At 69.8% G+C, this 19,290-nt stretch carries 17 protein-coding genes and 1 pseudogene; 8 read left to right on the top strand and 10 right to left on the bottom strand.

Going from position 1 to position 19,290, the window contains the following annotated elements; all coding sequences use genetic code 11:
• The first annotated feature begins 39 nt into the window (after positions 1-39).
• A complete protein-coding gene (locus ACMXN5_RS46995) occupies positions 40-2,829 on the top strand; it encodes an aminotransferase class I/II-fold pyridoxal phosphate-dependent enzyme (RefSeq protein ID WP_439681017.1) in 2,790 nt (929 codons plus the stop codon).
• A 76-nt stretch (positions 2,830-2,905) separates the two neighbouring features.
• On the opposite strand, the pseudogene ACMXN5_RS46990 reads toward ACMXN5_RS46995, so the two are convergent.
• Positions 2,906-3,061: pseudogene (locus ACMXN5_RS46990) on the bottom strand (IS701 family transposase); the annotation flags it as partial.
• A gap of 187 nt (positions 3,062-3,248) precedes the next feature.
• Between ACMXN5_RS46990 and ACMXN5_RS46985 the strand changes: the two are divergent.
• A complete protein-coding gene (locus ACMXN5_RS46985) occupies positions 3,249-3,542 on the top strand; it encodes a hypothetical protein (protein WP_439681016.1) in 294 nt (97 codons plus the stop codon).
• A 322-nt stretch (positions 3,543-3,864) separates the two neighbouring features.
• Here the strand turns inward: ACMXN5_RS46985 and ACMXN5_RS46980 are convergent, their stop codons facing one another.
• Both ACMXN5_RS46980 and ACMXN5_RS46975 read right to left on the bottom strand, forming a co-directional pair.
• Complete coding sequence (locus ACMXN5_RS46980) at positions 3,865-4,149, bottom strand: hypothetical protein (RefSeq protein WP_439681015.1); 285 nt, start codon at positions 4,147-4,149, stop codon at positions 3,865-3,867.
• Between the two features lie 3 nt (positions 4,150-4,152).
• Positions 4,153-4,890 carry a TNT domain-containing protein gene (locus ACMXN5_RS46975; protein WP_439681014.1) on the bottom strand — a complete coding sequence of 246 codons (738 nt, stop codon included), beginning with the start codon at positions 4,888-4,890 and terminating at the stop codon, positions 4,153-4,155.
• Positions 4,891-5,473: 583 nt separating this feature from the next.
• Between ACMXN5_RS46975 and ACMXN5_RS46970 the strand changes: the two genes are divergently transcribed.
• Complete coding sequence (locus ACMXN5_RS46970) at positions 5,474-6,067, top strand: isochorismatase family protein (RefSeq protein WP_439681013.1); 594 nt, start codon at positions 5,474-5,476, stop codon at positions 6,065-6,067.
• Between the two features lie 92 nt (positions 6,068-6,159).
• Here the strand turns inward: ACMXN5_RS46970 and ACMXN5_RS46965 are convergent, their stop codons facing one another.
• From ACMXN5_RS46965 to ACMXN5_RS46950, 4 genes are all read right to left on the bottom strand, one after another.
• The gene (locus ACMXN5_RS46965; RefSeq protein WP_439681012.1) at positions 6,160-6,882 is read right to left on the bottom strand and encodes a DUF2637 domain-containing protein; all 723 of its coding nucleotides are present in this window, start codon (positions 6,880-6,882) and stop codon (positions 6,160-6,162) included.
• Positions 6,883-6,981: 99 nt separating this feature from the next.
• Complete coding sequence (locus ACMXN5_RS46960; protein WP_439681011.1) at positions 6,982-7,179, bottom strand: hypothetical protein; 198 nt, start codon at positions 7,177-7,179, stop codon at positions 6,982-6,984.
• A 696-nt stretch (positions 7,180-7,875) separates the two neighbouring features.
• Positions 7,876-8,229 carry a VOC family protein gene (locus ACMXN5_RS46955; RefSeq protein ID WP_439681010.1) on the bottom strand — a complete coding sequence of 118 codons (354 nt, stop codon included), beginning with the start codon at positions 8,227-8,229 and terminating at the stop codon, positions 7,876-7,878.
• Positions 8,230-8,293: 64 nt separating this feature from the next.
• Complete coding sequence (locus ACMXN5_RS46950) at positions 8,294-9,145, bottom strand: TetR/AcrR family transcriptional regulator (protein ID WP_439681009.1); 852 nt, start codon at positions 9,143-9,145, stop codon at positions 8,294-8,296.
• Positions 9,146-9,354: 209 nt separating this feature from the next.
• On the opposite strand from ACMXN5_RS46950, the gene ACMXN5_RS46945 reads away from it, so the two are divergent.
• A complete protein-coding gene (locus tag ACMXN5_RS46945) occupies positions 9,355-10,908 on the top strand; it encodes an MFS transporter (protein WP_439681008.1) in 1,554 nt (517 codons plus the stop codon).
• 60 nt (positions 10,909-10,968) lie between these two features.
• The gene (locus ACMXN5_RS46940; RefSeq protein WP_439681007.1) at positions 10,969-11,295 is read left to right on the top strand and encodes a hypothetical protein; all 327 of its coding nucleotides are present in this window, start codon (positions 10,969-10,971) and stop codon (positions 11,293-11,295) included.
• Positions 11,296-11,477: 182 nt separating this feature from the next.
• Here ACMXN5_RS46940 and ACMXN5_RS46935 read toward each other — a convergent pair whose 3' ends face one another.
• Complete coding sequence (locus tag ACMXN5_RS46935; RefSeq protein WP_439681006.1) at positions 11,478-12,965, bottom strand: carboxylesterase/lipase family protein; 1,488 nt, start codon at positions 12,963-12,965, stop codon at positions 11,478-11,480.
• 92 nt (positions 12,966-13,057) lie between these two features.
• Here ACMXN5_RS46935 and ACMXN5_RS46930 point away from each other — a divergent pair, with 92 nt between their 5' ends.
• On the top strand, positions 13,058-13,660 hold the full coding sequence (locus tag ACMXN5_RS46930; RefSeq protein ID WP_439681005.1) for a TetR/AcrR family transcriptional regulator: 603 nt from the start codon (positions 13,058-13,060) through the stop codon (positions 13,658-13,660).
• 570 nt (positions 13,661-14,230) lie between these two features.
• Positions 14,231-14,818, top strand: a complete 588-nt coding sequence (locus ACMXN5_RS46925; RefSeq protein ID WP_439681004.1) for a hypothetical protein — start codon at positions 14,231-14,233, stop codon at positions 14,816-14,818.
• Positions 14,819-15,252: 434 nt separating this feature from the next.
• On the opposite strand, the gene ACMXN5_RS46920 is transcribed toward ACMXN5_RS46925, so the two are convergent.
• Positions 15,253-15,885 (bottom strand): TetR/AcrR family transcriptional regulator, encoded by a 633-nt coding sequence (locus tag ACMXN5_RS46920; RefSeq protein ID WP_439681003.1) that lies wholly within the window; start codon positions 15,883-15,885, stop codon positions 15,253-15,255.
• A gap of 1,007 nt (positions 15,886-16,892) precedes the next feature.
• Positions 16,893-17,336 (bottom strand): hypothetical protein, encoded by a 444-nt coding sequence (locus ACMXN5_RS46915; RefSeq protein ID WP_439681002.1) that lies wholly within the window; start codon positions 17,334-17,336, stop codon positions 16,893-16,895.
• Positions 17,337-18,478: 1,142 nt separating this feature from the next.
• On the opposite strand from ACMXN5_RS46915, the gene ACMXN5_RS46910 reads away from it, so the two are divergent.
• The gene (locus ACMXN5_RS46910) at positions 18,479-19,075 is read left to right on the top strand and encodes a hypothetical protein (protein ID WP_439681001.1); all 597 of its coding nucleotides are present in this window, start codon (positions 18,479-18,481) and stop codon (positions 19,073-19,075) included.
• Positions 19,076-19,290: the final 215 nt, after the last annotated feature.

Genomic DNA, 19,290 nt, shown 5'->3' with positions numbered 1-19,290 from the left:
GCATCGGAGTGTATGCCCGGAAACAGGGAGTCGATGCACATGGAACGGCCCACGGCACCCGTCCGACCTTCGGCGCGGGGCACCGCACGCGCCGCGCCGTCCGAACGCGAGGTCTCCGCCTACAACAGCGTCGCCCAGTTGCAGACCGACCTGTGGTGGTCCATCGCGGACATCGCCCGCGGCCTGGCCGAGCCGGGCCTGGATACCGGCCGGCAAGTCGAGGGCAAGGCCCGGCTCGACCGGATCCTCGCGGATGTCGCGGTGCTCGCGTACTACTTCGGCCACCCCGGGCGGCGGATCGTGGAGACGCTGCGCGAACTGATGGCGTCCGGGTCGTACGTCGAACTGAGCCGGGCGGCGCAGCGGATCGGCCGCGGGCTGATCGGCGAGGCGGCGATCTCGTGGGCCGCGGTGACGGGCAAGGAGGAGCCGGCCGCCACCGGGCCGGCGATCGACAACCGTGACCGGCGTCCCCGGTTCGACGTTCTGGTCGTGGCCGATCTCTCCGAGGCCGAAGAGGCCCGGTTGCGTGGCATCGTGGATGCGGTGCGCCGGCGCGAGGACCCCTTCGTGTACGACGTGGTCACGGTGCGGAGCTTCGTCGATGCGGCAATCGCGACGATGATCAACCCGGGTATCCAGGCGGTTGTGGTCAGGCCCGATTTCGGCACCCGGTCCGCGCACGATCTCGGTGTGCTGGAAGACCTGGTACCGCGGAGCGGGGTCCCGGATCTCGACCATGTCACGGCAGCGGAGCGGGCCCGCGCGCTTGCCCGCGAAGTGCGCGCGGTACGCCCCGAGTTGGACCTGTACCTGATCGAACAGGCGTCGATCGAACGGCTCACGACGGAACTCGGGCGGGAGTACGACGCGTTCTTCCTGGAACAGGAGGACGTCCTGGACCTGCACCTGATGATCCTGGGCGGGGTCGCCAGGCGGTATCGGACACCGTTCTACTCGGCGTTGCGCGAGTACGCCCGCAAGCCCGCCGGCGTCTTCCACGCGATGCCGGTCTCGCGGGGCAACTCCGTGGTCCATTCGCCGTGGATCTCCGACATGTGCGACTTCTACGGGCTGAACATCTTCCTCGCCGAGACCTCGGCGACCGCCGGCGGTCTCGACTCGCTCCTGGAGCCGCACGGGACGATCAAGGAGGCGCAGGATCTGGCCGCCCGCGCCTTCGGTTCGCGGCGGACCTACTTCGTGACCAACGGCACCTCCACCGCGAACAAGATCGTCACCCAGTCGCTGGTGGCACCGGACGATGTCGTGCTGATCGACCGCAACTGCCACAAGTCCCACCACTACGCGGCGGTGTTGGCCGGATCCCGGGTCGCCTACCTCGACAGCTACTCGATCGACGAGTTCTCCATGTACGGGGCGATCCCACTGGTCGACATCAAGCGCACGCTACTGACGTACCGACGCGAGGGCAGGCTCGATCAGGTCACCCTGATCTCCCTCACCAACTGCACGTTCGACGGCGTGGTGTACGACGTCGAGCGGGTGATGACCGAGTGCCTCGCGATCAAGCCCGATCTGGCGTTCCTGTGGGACGAGGCGTGGTTCGCCTTCGCCCGCTTCCACCCGGTATATCGGCGGCGGACCGCGATGGCCGCAGCGGCACGTCTGTCCGAGCGCTTCGGCACGGCCGAGTATCGGGAGGGGTACGTGCGGCACCTCGAGCGGATCCGCGGCCTGACCGACGACGAACTGGCCCACGAGCCGCTGCTGCCGGACCCGGATCGGGTGCGGATCCGCGCGTACGCCACGCAGTCGACGCACAAGACCCTGACCTCGTTGCGTCAGGGATCGATGATCCACGTCCACGACGAGGACTTCGGCACGCGCAGCGCTGACGCGTTCCGTGAGGCGTACATGACCCACACTTCGACCTCACCGAACTACCAGGTGCTGGCCTCGCTCGACGTCGGTCGGCGGCAGGTGGAGCTGGAGGGGTTCGAACTGGTGTCGCGTCAGGTCGAGTTGGCCATGACGCTGCGCGATCGGATCGCCGAACACCCCCTACTGTCCACGTACTTCCGGGTCCTGGCCAGTGCCGATCTGATCCCGGACGAGTTCCGGACGTGGGGTCGCGAGTGTCCGGTGCGGGTGGGGCCGGTGGCGATGGACGAGGCATGGGGCGTGGACGAGTTCGTGCTCGATCCGTGCCGGCTGACCATCGAGATCTCGGCGACGGGCATCGACGGGGACACGTTCCGGCACGAACAGCTGATGGATCGTTGGGGAATCCAGGTCAACAAGACCACGCGCAACACCGTGCTCGCGATGACCAACATCGGTACGACGCGCAGCGCCCTCGCACATCTGCTGCGGGCGCTGATCGGCATCGCGGAGGAACTGGAATCGGCAGCCGCGCAGATGTCGCCGGAGCAAAAACGCGCGTTCGATCTCCGGGTCGACCTGCTCGGCCACGACCACCCGCCCCTGCCGGACTTCTCGCGGTTCCACGCCGCCTTCCGCACCGACCCCGAAGGCGCGGCGGCCGACGGGGACATGCGCAGGGCGTACTACATGGCGTACCGCGAGGAACTGTGCGAATACGTGTCGGCCGCCGAGGCCCGACGCCGACTCGCGGCCGGCCGGCCCGTGGTGTCGGCGGTGTTCGTCACCCCGTACCCACCCGGCTTCCCGATCCTGGTCCCGGGCCAGGAGTTCGGCAAGGACATCCTCGATTTCATGGACGCCCTGGATACCAAGGAAATCCACGGCTTCGACCCGACCCGAGGCTACCGAGTATTCGTAGAGGAGGCTCTGACGGAGGACGCCGGTAACGCGCCGCCGCAGGGTGAACCTCCCCGGGATTGATCGAGGCTCTCGTTCTCGAGAGATTCGAACGAATCACGCCGAAGCATCATGGGGACTTCGTTGGTTGGAAGTCCTTCGGCAGGTCGAACAGCCGGTAATCGGTGGGGGGTTCGGTCTGCTCGGGCCACTGGAGCAACAGGGCCGCCTCGGGCAGGACACCGTCCCACGACCGGTCGTCGGCCCTGGCGGCCCCGAGGGCGAGGCGCCGGACCGCCACCCCGGCCGGTCGCACTCAGGGAGACGACGCGTTGGGCCGAGACCGTGTCGGGGATCGCACCGAACGCGCGCATGATCGCGCTGACATCGGCGGAGGCCGTGGTCCCCGGGCATGCATGCGCGCGATGCGGCGGGCCGCTGATGTTGTCCTCACGCGCGGCGTTCGAGCGGGTGCACCGGCTCGGGCAGCGGGGGCACGAGAGGTGACGTTGGCGCTGCTGCGGTACGCGCCCGATGCCGGACTGATCGCCCCTCTGTCGACGTGGGCCGTGTCCCCGTCCGCCGCCGCGGAGGAGCAGGTCCTGATCGCCTCGTCCATGCATGCATGCCTGCCGGGGATCCACGCGACGTCGAGCGCCGACGCGTTCGTGTGGGAACCGGCCTCGTTCGACAAGGCGTTGCCTGCCGCCGAGGGCGTCTACGAGGAGGTGCAACCGGCTGAGCTGACGGGGAGTTACTACCCTGCCGGGGCCACGCACTACAGGACGCGCACCTGACGAAACGGCTCGACCCCACCGGCATGGACGGCCGGGCGCCGGGACGGGTTGATCACCCTGGTCGTGGAGGTGATCGCCGACGAGGTGCTGCGCTGCCTCGGCGAGCGGTTGACCCGACGGACCCCGCCCCCGGTACCCGAGAACCATCGGGTGTGACTGCGGGATGCGGCCCGGCGCGGGGCGTCGGTGCGGCGGATGGCCGACCTGGTGATGCGCGTCTGGCGGGCGGTCCAGGAGGATACCGTTGCGGCCCGGTCGCACCCCCGCGTCCTGCGGCGGCCCGAGGTTCCGAACGACATCCGATGGTCGAGGGCCGCCGCCGTCAGGGATCGGGTGAGCGATGTGTCCGGAGATCGTCGGGTCGGGGACTTCTCGGTAGCGCCAGGGTGTGGAGCGCGTGATCGCAGGCCGCCGGCTCGTCGGGGAAATCGGCGACCACGTGCCATCTGCCGCGCTCGAAGACGCCGGTTTGCCAGGTCTCGGCGCCTCGGCGCAGGAATACGAACTCGGGTGGGAGCGGTACGGGTTCGTGCGCGTCCTGGATCCATATCTCGCCCTGCGCCACGCCGCCGCGGCGCAGGGCGAGGAAAAGCTCGTACCGATCCATCGCTCAGTGTGTCGGGGCGGCGGCGAGGGACGTGGATCCGGCCCGGCCTTCGTCCTCGTCGGGCTTGAGGTAGTCGTGCTCCAAGAGCCACTTGACGTTGAGCCGTTGGCCCTCGCCCGGGTTCACGAGCGCCGGGTCCAGGAGGATCTGCCGCCCGCCACCGGGCTGTTCGAACCACGGGGCGATGTGTCCCTGCCAGACCTTGAACGGCCGGGTGACCTCGTAGCGGTGGTATCCGCAGGGAAAGGCGGGATCGCGTGTCATCAGGTTCTGCGGTGGCAGGGCTCGCTTGGCATACCGGTCCCCGGCAGGGGCGAGGAAGCTGCCGTACTCCGATCCGAAGCGATCCACGTCCTGTCCGGCCCGCAGGGTCGTCTCGTGTTTGTCGAGTTTCCCGTTGATCCGGGCGAAGCCGTCGTCGGGCGGGTACTTCCAGGCGTTCGCCTCGTTGTTCCAGTACTTGTCCAGGAACGCCGTCGAGGTCAGGTTGCCGGTACGTCGGTAGCCGGACAACAGCGGGCCCACGGGCGGCTCCGCACGGGTGGGAAGATCCTGCGGACCCAGCCGCTCGTCCCCGTCCAGCGGATCCACGCACACGACCCGCGTCGAACCCGCCCCGACGACGGCGAACTTCGACTCCGCCGGCGCCGCCTGAACGATTCCGGCACCGGCCAGCACCACAGCGGCCAACGCCGCCCCGCCCGCCGCGGCGACCCATCGCCCTCGTGTGAACAACCGCATGTGTCGCCTCCCGAGATCATCAGCCAGGTACAAACCACTCATATCGCCTGGGAGGTATTCGATGGTGGTTCACCACTGCGAAGTCACCTGAACGGACCCACATCGGCATGGGAGTTGCGGGGTGATGGTGGTAAGCGCGGTCGGGACGAGAGGGCGGGCGGCGGCAGGGCAGTGGTCGTTTATGGGAGCGGATGCCGCGCTGCCGGCTCGACATCACGGCCCCGGCTGGGTCGCCGGTCGTCCGCCGCGATGGGCCGGGCGCCGGACACTGAGGCGGTTCCTCTCGCGGTCCCCTTCCGCTCTGGACCGGATCGTCCGGGACGACGACGTGGTCCTCCCGTCATGGCACAGAGGTGAGGCCCGTCCTTCGACCGGTACAACAGGGATGAGGCGGGCGGGGTGATCGACCGTGCTTTCGGCGGTCGCCGGCCGGGTATGGGGCGGTGAGGCCGGCGAGGGCGGTGTCCTCTCCGGCGTCCCAGCCCGATGGCGACCGATCCGTCTCGGGACGCTCGCACCTCGAGACGGATCGGTCGCGCCGTAGTCCCTCCCGTTTTTTCCGCAGCGCTGAAGGGTGTTCGTCATGAGCCGAGGCTTGATTGTCGTGGATGTGCAGAACGACTTTTGCGAGGGAGGCAGTGTGCCCGTCGCCGGCGGGGAGCGAATCGCAGCCGCGATCGCCGATCTGGTCGAGGAGAGCGCCGGATCCGACTACCACTACGTCGTCGCGACCCGGGACCACCACATCGACCCGGGATCCCACTTCTCCGAGAACCCGGACTTCAAGGACAGCTTCCCCGTCCACTGCGTGGCGGGCCACGAAGGAGGGGAGTTCCACCCGAATTTCGCCCCCGCCGTCATGGGCGGCAAGGTGGACGCCGTCTTCTTCAAGGGTGCCCACAGTGCCTCCAAGAGCGGCTTCGAGGGAGCCGACGAGGAGGGCACGCCCCTGGCGGACTGGCTGCGCTCACGCGGGGTGGAGGACGTCGACATCGTGGGCATCGCCACGGACCACTGTGTACGCGCGACCGCGCTGGACGCCGTCAAGGCCGGCCTCCGGGCCCGGGTACGCCTCGACTACTCGGTCGGGGTCGCCCCGGACACCACGGCCGCGACGCTGGAGGACTTCCGCCGAGCAGGCGTCGCGGTAACCGGCGAGGCACCCGCCCCCCGATAGCACCCGTTCACCCGGCGCCCGCGGGCGCGACGGGCACCAGGTCCGCTACAACGGCGCGTTCAGGAATGCTGCGGCGCCGGCGCGGGTGTGGTTCAGCCCGGTGGGTCGCGGCGTCGGCCGGGGATGTGTCGTCGGGGTGGGCGGGTGAGGGTGATCTGGCGGACGAGCTGGTGCAGGCAGGCCGTGGTCGCCGCCGCGGGCAGGACGGCGACGACGACGCCCTGAACGGTCATCGGGGCATGGCTGAGGGACAGCGCCATCGACAGGCCCGCGAAGGCGGCGACCACGATCCACGAGTGCAGTGCCCGACGGCGGTGCAGACTCGAGCGCAGGATCGACAACGAGGCCACCACCCACGGCCCCTGGACCAGGACGGGCCACCACCGGGCCGGGCCGGAGGTCGCGCCGGCGGTGTGCCTCAGCGGCGCGAGCGTGATCAAGGCACCGAGCACACCGATCGCGGCGACCAACACGACGCTGACCACCACCAGGGACCGGCTGATCCGGTCCACCCGCTGTTCGCCGGTAGCCGGCCGAGCGGGCGGAGCGGGCCGCCGGCGATGACCGGCCGGCTCCCGGACCGGAGCGGGGAGTTCGACGGTGACGGGAACCTCCTCGGCGGGGTTCCCCAGGAGCCGGGCGAGATCGGCCTCGAACCGCGGGTCCCCCACCACCGCGAACGACGGGGAGAGCCCGTCGGGTGACACGGCCGCGGTCGGTACCGGCCACTCCACCACGCCGGGCGACGACACGACGCCCGGCGGAACCTGTGTGCCGGATGGGGGATACGGGTCGTATCCATAACCTTCATACATGGGCCTGGCTCATTCGAGGGATCGGGCGGCGCGCGGCACAGTCACGAACTTCGATGCCGGACACGCATTTCGATCGGTCGGCGGATGGTCGGTCCCGGTTCACGATCGCGGATCGTCCAGGACGTCGTCGAGACGGCGCGAGTACTCCGCGGCGATCAACACCATCGCCAGGGCGAACTGCTCCATGTCGGCGGAACAATGCCGAAGCGCGACGCGACGACCCCCACGTTCGATGTACGCGTGCGGAGACCGTTTGCGGAACGTCGCCGCACGAGGGGTGAGCACCCAATCCCCCATGGGAAAGGCACGTTGGGCAAGAGCGGGAGACGCGGAGGAGGAGACGGAGGCTCTGGGATTCACGCCCGGCTAACGACACGCCCTCCCCGACGGCGCTGGTCCGAAACGGTGAACCACGCACCCGGATTCGCGACTTTACCGACCACACTTCGCACATCTTCGAACACCGGACCCGCAAAACCCGCACCACCGGAAACTCGAACTCCGTGGCATTACAGGGAAGCGTGACCCTCCACGCGAGAGCCCTTTTACCTACCCCACGGGAAACTCACGGGCTGGCAAAGGTTTCCGGGCAGCGCGAACACCCGCCCCTGCGCAAACCCTCCTCCTGGCACCACTTGCCAACGGCGGGACCATCTTCCGCTGCGCAACAAATTCGGGCAAGAATCTTGCGCTCGCAGAATTCCCTCCGCGAATACGGTGCCGGCCAGGCCGCAGCGAGGGTGGCCCCTCACCGGCACCGCGTGCTCGGCCGCCGCCGCATCCGCGCTCTGGACCTCGTACCTCCGCGCGGATGACGCGTCGCCGTGTGTCGGCGGCGGCGCGGCCACCCCGGCGGGGCAACACCGGCCCCGCCGTCGCGCGGCCCCGGCACAGCCTCCGTCCCGGCGAGGACGCGGGCTCCACGACTGCGGCAACTCCATCAAGGCACCGCGCGACGATCGACGTCCTGCAAGCGTCACTGGTCCGGGGGGATCAGGCGGGCTGCCACAGTTCGACGCGGTTGCCCTCGGGGTCGATGACCCAGCCGAATCGACCGATCCCGGCCATGTCCTGGATCTCCTCGGCCACGTCCGCGCCCTTGGCGCGCAGCTGCGCGAGCATCGCGTCGAGGTCGCCGACCCGGAAGTTGAGCATGGTCCGCTGGGCGCGCGAGCCGAGATAGTCGGTCTCGGACTCGAATGTAGCGAACACGGTCGGCCCGGCCTGCTGCCGCCACACACCGTTGTCGTCGGCGTCCAGGCCCAGGCAGTCGCGGTACCACGCGCTCAGCGTCGCCGGGTCGGCGGCCCGCATGAAGTATCCACCGATTCCAAGCACACGTTCCATGCGGCCATCCTGTCAGGACGACGACCCCGCGAGCCGGAACAACACCGGAATCGCCGGGCCGTCGCTACGTCTCGCGCCGGGCCAGGGACGCCGCGATGCCGTCCAGGACGTCGGTCAGGCCCGACCGGAACAGGGCGTCCAGGTCCCAGGGTTCGCCCGCGGCGCGCATCGCGCGGGTCAGCCGCGGATACGCGCCGGTCGCGTACAAGGCATCCCAGGAGGGATCGGCGGAGGTGCGCCGCCGCCGTGAAGCCGGGCCGGACCGACGCTCGTTCCGGATCTCGTCGACCAGCGTCACGGCCACGCCCTGCGTGTACGCGGTGACCGTGAAGACGTAGCGAAACGCCTCACCGGGTTCGAGGTCGAGCCCGTCGAGGGACGTGAACGTGTACTCGTTGTCCGCCGCCATCCCGGGGCTGGGGCGCAATCGGGTGCTCATCATCACGTTCGACAGGATCCACGGATGCCGGCGGTACAGCTCCCAGTCGCGGTGCGCGGCCCGCTCCAGTCCCTCGCGCCAATCGCGTGGGGGCGGCTGCGCCGGCGGCGCCTCGGTCAGCGCGGCCTCCACCATCAGGGCCACCAACTCGTCCCTGGACGTCACGTGGCGGTACAGGGACATGGTGCCCGCGTCGAGGCGGGAGGCCACGGCGCGCATCGAGAGCGCGTCCAGCCCCTCGGCGTCGGCGATCGCGATGCCGGCGCGCACGATGCGCTCGACGGTCAGGTGGGGCGGGTCGTTCTCGCCGGCCGTGGCGGGGGTGGCTTCGGCGCCGGGGGCCGTCGGGTCGATCGCGGGCTCCCCCGCCGTCCGGGCCCGATACGCCTTCGCCTGGCAGGCCCGGGAGCAGTAGCGCCTGGGCCTGCCGCGCACGGCCGGCTCCAGCGCATTGCCGCAGCGCGCGCAGGTCGTCATCGCACGGATCTCCTTTTCGTCACGCAAGCAACTTCGTGACGAAATTCTAGTCGAGGATTGGCTGTGTGCGGAAATCAGCTGGGTGTACGGCGACTTGGATAACGAGTGGAGACCTTCGGGAGTCATGGGTATCGTGTACGCACCTGACGCGTACTGCGTACGCGACGGGTGGAAAATCGACGATGGAAACGGCTTCGGGAACGGTGGACATGACGGAAACACGCAACAGGGCCGAGACGCGGGAGTGGGTCGGGCTCGCGGTCCTCGTGCTCTCCTGTGTGCTGGTATCGATGGACATGTCCGTCCTGTTCATCGCGCTCCCGTTCCTGACCACCGATCTCGATCCGAGCGGTTCGGAACTGCTCTGGATCATGGACGCCTACGGGTTCCTCCTGGCCGGACTGCTCATCACGATGGGCACGCTCGGCGACCGGATCGGCCGGCGCCGGTTGTTGCTCGCGGGTGCGCTCGGCTTCGGCGTCGCCTCGGTCCTGGCGGCCCTGGCCACCGGTCCGATCATGCTGATCGCGGCCCGCGCGCTGCTCGGCGTCGCGGGGGCCACCCTCGCGCCGTCCACGCTCTCCCTGATCCGGAACATGTTCCACGACGAACGCGAGCGGGCCACCGCGGTGGGCGTGTGGACGGCCGGTTTCGCGGGCGGCGCCGCGCTCGGCCCGATCATCGGCGGCGTACTGCTCGAACACTTTTGGTGGGGTTCGGTCTTCCTGATCAACGTGCCCGTGATGGTCCTGCTGCTCGTGCTCGGACCTCTGCTGCTCCCCGAGTCCCGGAACCCCGTCCCCGGCCGCTTCGACGTCCTGGGTGCGGTCCTGTCGCTCGTCGCCGTGGTCGCCGTCGTGTACGGGATCAAGCGGAGCGCGGAGCACGGTCTGGGCCCGGAACCGGTCGGCTGGGTCGCCGCCGGGCTCGTGGTCGGCGGCGGATTCCTGTACCGGCAACGGGTGGTCGCAGACCCGATGATCGACCTGTCGTTGTTCCGCTCGCGCCGGTTCGGCGTGTCGTTGGGCACCGCCGGGCTCGGCTCGTTCGTCCTGGTCGGCTTCAGCCTGTTCACCTCTCAGTTCCTGCAACTCGTGCACGGGATGGGGCCGTTGGAGTCGGCGGTGTGGTCCTTGCCGACGTTCCTGGTGATGCCCGCGGGCATCGCTGCGGCCACCGTGCTCGCCCCGCGCATCGGCAAGCCGAACGTGATCGTCATCGGGTTGGCCGTGTCCGTGCTCGGCTTCGTCGTACTCGCGCCGATCGGCACCGACTCCGGGAGCGGCCACCTCGTAGCCGCGTTGACCGTCGTCGCCCTCGGTATCGGCGCGATGGTCGCGGTGGTCACCGACGTGGTGTTGTCCTGCGCGCCGCCCGAACGGGCCGGATCGGCGTCGGCCATGACCGAGACCGCCGCCGAGTTCGGCGGTGCCCTCGGCATCGCGATCCTCGGCAGCATCGGCACCACGATCTATCGAACGACGCTGACCGACAAGGCACCGGACGGCCTGTCGCCCGGCGACCTCGACACCGCCCGGGACACCTTGGGCGCGGCCGTCGACACCGCCGCGAACCTGCCGAAGGGCACCGGCGACGCGTTGCGGCGGGCGGCGTTCCACGCCTTCACCCGGGAGATGCGGATCACCGCCGTGGTCTGCGCGGTGTTGCTGACCGGCGCGGCGCTCGTCGTCGGGGTCCTGCTGCGCGACGGCGCCGCCGAGGAAGCCCCGCAACCGGAGGCGCCGGCGACCGAGGCCCGGTAGCGGCCGGCATCGACCGCGGCCTGCCCGAGGCCGGTCGCGCCAAGGTGGACGAGGTCATGGATGAGTCGATCATCGATGTTGGTCATGCCCGAGCCCACGCCGCGCCGGCTGCGGGCCGTCGCCACCTCCATGGGGGAACGGCCCGTGTGGGAGGCGGACATCCCGCTGGAGGCGATCCGGCGCGCCGCGCTGCCGGTCCTGGTGATCTGCGGAACCTGGGAGCACGCACCGGCGGCGTACCGCGAGCACGTGGGACTGCCCCTGACGGCCGTGGCCGAGTCCCTCACCGACTCCCTCGGGGGCCGCCTGCTGCACGTCCCCGGGTACTACCCGCACACCCAGGAGCCCGCCCTCGTCAACGCAGCGCTGCGGGAGTTTCGGGGCTGACCGCGTTTGCGCGTCGGCCGCCGATCCGCGCGGCCGACGCATGTCCGGTGTTGGTCCCGCCGGTTGCGGGCCGCGGGTGCGGCGGGGTGTGACGGATACCCGACCGGGTCGTCCCGGTGGGGGGCCGGGGCGACCCGGGTTCGGGTTGGTGGGGATGTTCCGTCGGTTGCGGATGTTGGTGTCTAGGTGAGGTCCATGGGGGTCGGGTGGTGGTCTTCCCAGATCCGTTGGGAGGTCGCTTCCGGGTAGGGGGCGGTGGTGGATTCGACGTCCATGAGGCGGGTCAGCCGTCGGTCGGGCTCGTGGGCGGGCCATCCGGGATCCCCGGTCGTGGCGAAACGTACCCAGGCCTGCTGGAGTTCCCGTGACACCGCCCGGATCCGGGGTGCCGGGCGGTCGCCGAAGAAGTATCTGCCGGTGGGGCTGTCCAACGTGCCGAAGGCCAGGGGGACGTCGAGGCTGTGGCAGGCGCCCAGGAGTGCATCGCCCGCCGGAGCGCGCAGTCGCAGTTCGAACAGGAAGGACGTGCCGCCGGCCGCCCGGTTCGCCTGGGCCAGGTGCAGGGAGGGCATCCGGAAGAGGGCGTCGGAGTATACGAGTTCGAGGAGTTCCTCGGGCGTGGCCGTGGGGTGGGCGGCGCGATAGGCGTCGGGGCCGTGCGGTGTGGGGGCGAACAGGTCCAGGATGGTGCGGGTTTCGTCTTCGGTGTAGGTGCCCGATCGTCTCGCCATGACGCTGAAGAGTCGGAATTCGTCGCGGGTGTGGCCGACGAGTAGGTCGATGCCGTTCGCGCGGGCGTCGGACAGGGCCTGCCAGGGGGTCGCGGTGAGCACTTCGCCGTCGAGGACCGGGCATACGGCGACGCCGATCCGCGCGAGGCGACCCCACCGTTCGCGGTGGTCTGCGGGATCGGCGCCGAGGGCGGTGAGTTCGGCGGCCAGGCGCGCGGGGGTGATACGGGACATGCCTTCGACGTCGGGGGTGGCGCCGGCGCGGGCGGCGAGCGCGGCGGTGACGTCTCGGGCGAGGTCGCGGGTGGACACAAGGCCGGGCACCGAGTGGGCGATGGCTTTGTGGAAGAGTCCGCGCGCCTGTTCCATCGTCAGCAGTGCCGCGATCGACCCGGCTCCGGCGGATTGTCCCGCCACCGTGACCCGGTCGGGGTCCCCGCCGAAGGCGGCGATGTTGCGCCGTACCCATTGCAGGGCCGCGATCTGGTCGAGGAGACCGCGATTGGCCGGGGCGCCCTCGACGAGGGCGAAACCCTCGACCGCGACCCGGTAGTTGACGCTCACCACGACCAGCCCGGCGCGGGTCAGGGCCGCGGGGTCGTACATCGGGTCGCCCGAGGCCCCGGCGATGTAGGCGCCGCCGTGGATCCACACCAACACGGGCAGCCCGGCCGCTCCCACGCTCGGGGTGGCGACGTTGAGGGTGAGCCAGTCGTCGCCGAGCGACACCTCCGCCGTCGGCCCCGCCTGGGGGGCCACGGGGCCGAACTCGCCGGCCTGCCTCGTCCCCTCCCACCCCTCGACCGGCGAGGGCGCGCGGAAACGCAACGGCCCCACCGGCGGCCGGGCGTAGGGGATCCCGCGGAACACCGCGTACCCCGTCCGCCGGCGCCCCTCGACGACTCCCTCCGCCGTGCGTGCCCTCGGTTGCTCGGACATGCCCCATCCCTTCGTTCGCGAACAGGCTCCGGCTTCACTTTTGACCGGTCGACTGTATTATGTCAACCGTATTGGAAAGGGAGGAGTGGGCGATGCCCAGGCAGGTGGACCACCGCGAACGCCGCGAGACGATCGCCCGGGCGCTGTGGCGCGTGGTCGAACAACGCGGCATCGCCCACGCGAGCGTTCGCGAAGTGGCCCACGAGGCGGGCCTGTCCCACGGGGCGGTGCAGCACTACTTCGCCACCCGCGAGGAAATGCTGGTCTTCGCCATGAACCTCGCGTCCGAGCAAACCGCGCAACGCGTCGCCGAACGCGTCGCGGAACTCGGCGACCCGCCACACCCACGCGACGTGCTCCGGGTGATGCTCACGGAGATGCTTCCGCTGCACCCCGACGCGCGCGCGACCAGCCGGATGAGCGCCGCCTACGTCCTGGAGGCCCTGCACGACGCGAACATCCACACACGCGTACGCCGGGACCTGATCCACGGCCGCGACCTCGTCGAACGCATCGTCCGCCAAGCCATCACCGACGGCCACATCACCCCCGACCACGACCCCGCCACCGAAACCGACCTCCTCCTGGCCCTCACCGGCCTCACACCCCTCCTCGAACTCGGCGTGATCGAACCCCGACAAGCCATCACCGCCATCACCCACCACCTCGACCACCTGTTCGCCCACCCGACCTGACCGGCCTCGACCGGCACCGACCGCCCCCGACAACGACGGGGACCGAACGAGAACACGGACAGGGCGGACGAGGACACACGGACGACGACATCGACGGCGCACCGCGACGACGAGGCCCCACCGACAGGCCGACAGGCCGACAGGCCGACAGGCCGACAACACCCGGAACGGCGAGGCGAACCCGACCGCCGTCGCAGGGGCGGGCGCCCGGTCGGGAGCCACGAGGTGAAGAAGTCGCGCCACAGGTGTACTCGTGGCGCCGTCCGCATCGCGCCCCCGCAACCGCGGCAGCCCCGCCCACTCCATCGCGCTCATGCGATCACAGCACACGCGGAGCTGCTGCGGCGGGCATCGGCCGTGCCGGGCCCGGCACGGGGCCGACGGGCGCGATCCGGCTGCTCTGCCCGGTTGGGTCCACGACCGGGTGGCGTTGCCGGGTTGGCGCGGGCGTGAACCGCTCCGTATCCCACCCGCGCCGCGCGCAACGAACAACTCGGCGCTCCGACCGGTGGGGTGGTAGCTTCGGGCGCGGCCGGCGAGGTGGTCGGGGCAGCGGACGGGGGAAGCGGCATGCCTGGATCGGCCGTCTACTTTTTCGGGCTCGGTGGCTTGTCACTCCTGCTGAGCGTGGTCGATCTCCCTTGGTTGTACCGGAAGTTCGCGGGTCCGGGTGACGGCTCGCAGGCCGCGCCGCGCTGGGGGGAGTCGTTCGGGAAGGGCCAGGTCGGTGGGATCCTGACCGCGCTGTGCGGTTTCGGGTTGGGTCTGCTGATGGTGAACCTGCACGATCGGTCGACGTGGGACCGGGACTCCGTCCGGTCGGCGGCGGACGGGCTCGCGGCGCAGTTGTCGAGTGGGTCGGTGCTGGAAGGGTTCGCCGGGTCCATCGACTACACCACACTCGTGGGGACCAGGCTCGATGCGCCGAACGGTTCGCGGTCGGCGTTGCGGATCGAAGGCGTCTCGGGGACGACGGCGGGCGCGCGGTTCACGATCGCGACGGACAGCGGGCGCTATCCGGTGTGTCTGACCGTGGAGAACGCAGGGCGCGATCCGGCGGATGTCCCAATGCGGATACCCAACGCGCCGGAAGGTTGGACCTCGCACCACGACCTCATACACGCGTGGGTCGACAACGGGGCGTGCCGGGCGACCTGACCGCCGCCGCCCCGCTCCCCCGGCTCGAGCCCTCGGGGTGCCGGACCGCGCCGCGGTGGTGGGCCGGGGCCGGCGCGAGGGCATCGGGTTCGGTCACCGGTGGCCCGGGGGCGCGGGTGCATCGACAAGATCTTTCGAAGCAGCCGAACGGAGCACCCGTATGAATCACGAGTGAGCACGGCCATCCCGCACTCCGACGCACGCGGCCGATCGGGCCCGAACCGGTCGTATTCAACGCCGAGCCCTCACTGCGGCTTGTTCAGGGCGTCCAGGTGTACGCGCTCGGGGCGGTAGAGATCGCTTCGCGTGGATCGTGTGATCGCTTCCCGGCTGGTGAGCAAATGCGAGGTCCATGGAGACGGCGGCGGTGACGATGTTGATGAGGAGTTGCCGGATTGAGCTGGTGGCCGCCCGGCTCTGCCACCGGGGCTCGGTCACTGGGTCCGGGGGCTTTGCCTTCTGGGTGATGTGGCTCTGCCCGGCGGCTTCAGGCTCTCGGGAAGGGCGATTTCGGTGAAGAGATGTTCCAGAGCGGCGACGGCCTGGGCGCCGGTGGCGGCGACTTCCGGAACGGTGTCGCCGGAGGCGCGGCGGAGTTCGAGCCATCCGAGGTAGGTGGCATAGAGAGCGACTGCCTGGCGTCGTGCAGGAACGGGTTCGAGCCCCACGTCGGTGTAGAGCTCGGTGAGGTAGGCGATTCGCCGCCGGGTGACCCGCTGCAGGATCGGGGCGACGGCGGGGTGATCGGCGTGGGCGACGATCGCGGGCCCGAGGCCGGAGATCTCCTCCGGTCCCAGCGCGATGGTGAACAAGGCCCGAAGCCGTTGCAGGGGATCGGTGATGTTCCGGATCTGCGAGATCAACGTGGTGGTGCCATCGCGCTCCCACATCTCCAGCGCGGCGGTCAGCAATGCGTTGCGATCTTTGAAGTGCCAGTAGAAGCTTCCCCGGGTGGCTTGCAGTTCGCCGGCGAGTGCGTTGACCGATACGGCCGCGACTCCGCCGCGTGCCAGCGCACGGAGTGCCGCGGTGGACCAATCGAGGGGTGTGAGCTGTTGCCTTGCCATGTCCGTACAGTACTGTATGGTCAGCTTCCATACAGGGTTGTATGGAAGCGCTACGGAACTGCTGCGACGCGGTGCGAGCCGGATGCTCGCCGGCCCGGCTCATGTCGCCGTTTCCGTCATGGAGGATTGACATGCGAAGCATCGAGTCGGGGAACAACGCTGCCCGCGCGGAAAACGGATCATGCCGAAGCAGGTCGGCAAGTGGCCGGGATTCGCGGCGGCCGTCTGGGGACTCCTCTGCGCGCTCCCTGGCTTCTACCGGGTCCTGGGTGGTGCGGCACGGACCGGGTCGACGATCGCTCCCTCGCTGTTGAAACTGCTCGAGGACAGGGACACCGGATTCATCGTGATCCTCTGGGCGTCCGGTGCCCTCAAGGTCGTCGGCGCCCTGCTCGGCTTGGCGCCGGGGCGCCCGTGGAGCCACAGGACCGGCTGGGTCGGAGAACTCGCGACAATCGATGACGCGACGTCGCCGGTCTCGACCCCCGTCCCGTCGCTCCACCGTCCGTCGGGCATCTTGAGTCGATCACCGCGACCCGCGAGGATGGTCGCGTCACGCTCGGTCGTCGAACCCCCCCACCCCGGAGGCGGATGTGCGCACACGTGTGAAGCGTCGAATCGTGTTGGGCGTCGCGTCGATCGCGTTGGGCGGTGGCGTCGTGATCGGCGCTGCGGCCCAAATGGCGAAGATGATCATTCCCGGCGCGGCGTGACGAAGGGCGCCGGGCGCGGGCGTCACCCGCCCGCGCTCGGCGCGGCCGCACGGCCCGACACGGCCGGAGCCCCGTCCTCAAGCACAGACCGCAGCCCCAGGTCACCAAGCACAGGACGACCTTCTCGATCGATGCCGCACCCCAGGTCGGAACACCGCGCCCCGAACCCGCCACTGCGAAAACGCACCCCTACATGACGATGCCGACCAACACACCGCCACCACACCACCCACGCACACGAGGCAGTCCGTGAACTCGCCCCGGTCTCCGGCAACAAGGGCCCGGAGGCCGACGTCAGTCCCGATCGAACTGCTCGGCGGTGACCGCGTACCGAAGCAGCCGCAGAAACCCCGCCGGGGCGTGGAGCAGCAACGGCCGCCCCTCAGCGGCGCATTCGGCGATCCGCCACCCCCGCACGCCCCAACCGGGATCCGCCTTGGTCCGGTCCCGCAGCACGTCGACCGAGAACCCGTCGAGCACCAGTGTCCGGCGCAGCAGCATCGGTGACGCCTCGAAAGGGAATACGGCCAGTTGCCCCTTGGACAGTCCGAGGCCGGCAACGGCCGTCGGGAAGGGTCGTCCCGAGCCCGGATCCCCGAATATCTGGGCGGAGGTCTCAACCACCCGGCCGTCGTCGAAGACGATCTGCTGTTCGGCCCAGTGCTTGTCCTCGTTGGCGTGGATCGGGAGGAGGCTCCCCGACAACGCTGCGATCAGTTGGCCGACCAACTCCCCCATCGGCGTACCCCTCCTCGGTCGCATCCCCCCGAATATCCAGCGCGAAGTCGACCGGTCGGGAAGGGCGTTCGGGGAACGACACGCGCGACATCCGGACCGGACTCCGACCAACCGACACCGGCCACTCGACGACCCCGGTCCCTGCCCGAATGCCACCTACACTGCCGCTTGGCGCCCCATCCCGGGCAGGCAATGCGGGGCGACGCGTGCGAGGGCGACGCGCAGGGGGTCGGAATGCACCCCGGGCACGGCAGAGGTCACCACCCGCACTCGAGGGGCGGACATCCTGCAGGCGCATGGCTTCGGCGGACGGCGATGATCGCGGACGGCCCGGTTCGCACGGTCGACGAGTGGGGTCTGCTCTGCCCGGACGCCCAGGACTGCGGCATCGCCAATCGGTTCGTGGTCGTCATGAGCACCCACCGCATCACCCGGATCGAACGAGGGATCGCTGTACACCGCCCACCACGACGGCGGGAACGGCTGGGCCACCCGCGATCACCTTGATCGTCTCGTAGGCCCATCCGTCGGCCCAGGGGCGGCGGACCAGGCAGCGTCACCCACACGGCGGTGGAGCCGTCACGGTCGACCTGGACGTACCCGCGCTCGCCGACCTGGCGCTGCGCCGCGGTGCGCCGGTCCGTCCAGGAGGGGTTCGCAAGTCGGTCTCCGGTCTCCAGGTCCACCACGGCCTCCTCCCCCGCCGCCGTGCCGACGTACAGGCGAAAGGGGGCCTGTCCGAAGACGGCGATCCACGCCGGGGCCGGTGAAGCCCGCGAGCAGATAATTGCCTCCCAGTTCGGCCGCGGTTGTGCGGGGCGCGTCGGTACGGCGGGTGTTGCGGGCCTGCGCGGCACGGGTACGCGCCTGCCGCCAAAGCCTGGCCCGCTCCGGCGGGACCCGGCACGAGGAGAGCAGTTCGTCCAGCGGGCCGCGCGATGTTCCCCTCCGACCCGCCGCAGGTTTTCCGGCAGCGGAGCCGGACCAAGTCCTTCACCGCCCCCAGGATTTGTGCGGCCATCGTCGACCACCTCGCCTACGGCGGCTGGCAATGACGATCCCTGTTCTACGGCCATTCGTTGGGGCGCTCGGGGTGACGTAATGGGATGTCGGTCCAGCTGCTGATCCGTCATGATCGCGCCATGAGTACTCCATACGCGTTCCGCGCGGCCGACAACTGGACGGGCGGTTTCTACGAGCTGGCAATCGAGGTGGGGCCGCGGAGCGATGCCCGGCTGCAGCGCGTCCTGACCGCGGTGTGGTCCGCAGCGGAAGTCCAGGGGTGTTTCGGTGACCGGTCCCGTGAACCCCACGAGCAAGAGCCCGTCGAGTGCACGGTGGAGTCCCTGACGAGGTTCGGGCACCTGCGAGGCCAGGTTCGCCTGCCGACCGGCGAACTCGTGGTCTGTGGTTGCGTGGCGATACTGGAAGACGGAGCCGACACCGTCGACTGGTTGGACTTCTACATTCCTGTCGGCGCCCTCGAGCGCACCGGCATCGCCCACCGCGAGAGCGGCCAACCGTCCTTCAGGTCCCGGGTTCTCGACGACTGGCTCGCCGCTGTGGGAACCGAGACGTTCCGCACCGCCGACTTCCACGCGGGCTACATCGGCTGGGAGACCTCCGGCTGCACCGATGCCGCCACCTTGAACGGCCGGATGCCGGAGTCACGGGGCATCGGCTACCTCCTTGCGCAAGACGGAGTACTGCGCTATAGAGCCGCCGACACCCACCCCTGAGGGATGTCAAAACTCGGTTCTGGCACAGACCTTGGGGAGCCGTCGCAGGGGGTCACGGAGCTGTTCGAGTGCGAAGGGCGGGATCGTGTGAGACCGCGCACGCCCCGCCGCTCACCGGACGAAACTGACGCTTCATCAAGTCTCGTCGAGCCGTCCTTGCCGGACTCTGCTGTGACCGGTGACGGTACCGCTCATGCAGAGCTGCGCATCGTCTT

This window comes from Embleya australiensis, assembly GCF_051903075.1.
Taxonomy (GTDB): Bacteria; Actinomycetota; Actinomycetes; order Streptomycetales; family Streptomycetaceae; genus Embleya.
Note: the sequence above shows the minus strand (reverse complement) of the source record. Positions and strands in the feature narration are given on the sequence as shown.

What these genes read in the sequence shown, in the direction of transcription:
- ACMXN5_RS46995 (WP_439681017.1), top strand. Translation starts at nt 40, where the DNA reads ATGGAACGGCCCACGGCACCCGTCCGACCTTCGGCGCGGGGCACCGCA.
- ACMXN5_RS46980 (WP_439681015.1), bottom strand. Translation starts at nt 4,149, where the DNA reads ATGGATCGGTACGAGCTTTTCCTCGCCCTGCGCCGCGGCGGCGTGGCG.
- ACMXN5_RS46975 (WP_439681014.1), bottom strand. Translation starts at nt 4,890, where the DNA reads ATGCGGTTGTTCACACGAGGGCGATGGGTCGCCGCGGCGGGCGGGGCG.
- ACMXN5_RS46970 (WP_439681013.1), top strand. Translation starts at nt 5,474, where the DNA reads ATGAGCCGAGGCTTGATTGTCGTGGATGTGCAGAACGACTTTTGCGAG.
- ACMXN5_RS46965 (WP_439681012.1), bottom strand. Translation starts at nt 6,882, where the DNA reads ATGTATGAAGGTTATGGATACGACCCGTATCCCCCATCCGGCACACAG.
- ACMXN5_RS46960 (WP_439681011.1), bottom strand. Translation starts at nt 7,179, where the DNA reads ATGGGGGATTGGGTGCTCACCCCTCGTGCGGCGACGTTCCGCAAACGG.
- ACMXN5_RS46955 (WP_439681010.1), bottom strand. Translation starts at nt 8,229, where the DNA reads ATGGAACGTGTGCTTGGAATCGGTGGATACTTCATGCGGGCCGCCGAC.
- ACMXN5_RS46950 (WP_439681009.1), bottom strand. Translation starts at nt 9,145, where the DNA reads ATGACGACCTGCGCGCGCTGCGGCAATGCGCTGGAGCCGGCCGTGCGC.
- ACMXN5_RS46945 (WP_439681008.1), top strand. Translation starts at nt 9,355, where the DNA reads ATGACGGAAACACGCAACAGGGCCGAGACGCGGGAGTGGGTCGGGCTC.
- ACMXN5_RS46940 (WP_439681007.1), top strand. Translation starts at nt 10,969, where the DNA reads ATGAGTCGATCATCGATGTTGGTCATGCCCGAGCCCACGCCGCGCCGG.
- ACMXN5_RS46935 (WP_439681006.1), bottom strand. Translation starts at nt 12,965, where the DNA reads ATGTCCGAGCAACCGAGGGCACGCACGGCGGAGGGAGTCGTCGAGGGG.
- ACMXN5_RS46930 (WP_439681005.1), top strand. Translation starts at nt 13,058, where the DNA reads ATGCCCAGGCAGGTGGACCACCGCGAACGCCGCGAGACGATCGCCCGG.
- ACMXN5_RS46925 (WP_439681004.1), top strand. Translation starts at nt 14,231, where the DNA reads ATGCCTGGATCGGCCGTCTACTTTTTCGGGCTCGGTGGCTTGTCACTC.
- ACMXN5_RS46920 (WP_439681003.1), bottom strand. Translation starts at nt 15,885, where the DNA reads ATGGCAAGGCAACAGCTCACACCCCTCGATTGGTCCACCGCGGCACTC.
- ACMXN5_RS46915 (WP_439681002.1), bottom strand. Translation starts at nt 17,336, where the DNA reads ATGGGGGAGTTGGTCGGCCAACTGATCGCAGCGTTGTCGGGGAGCCTC.
- ACMXN5_RS46910 (WP_439681001.1), top strand. Translation starts at nt 18,479, where the DNA reads ATGAGTACTCCATACGCGTTCCGCGCGGCCGACAACTGGACGGGCGGT.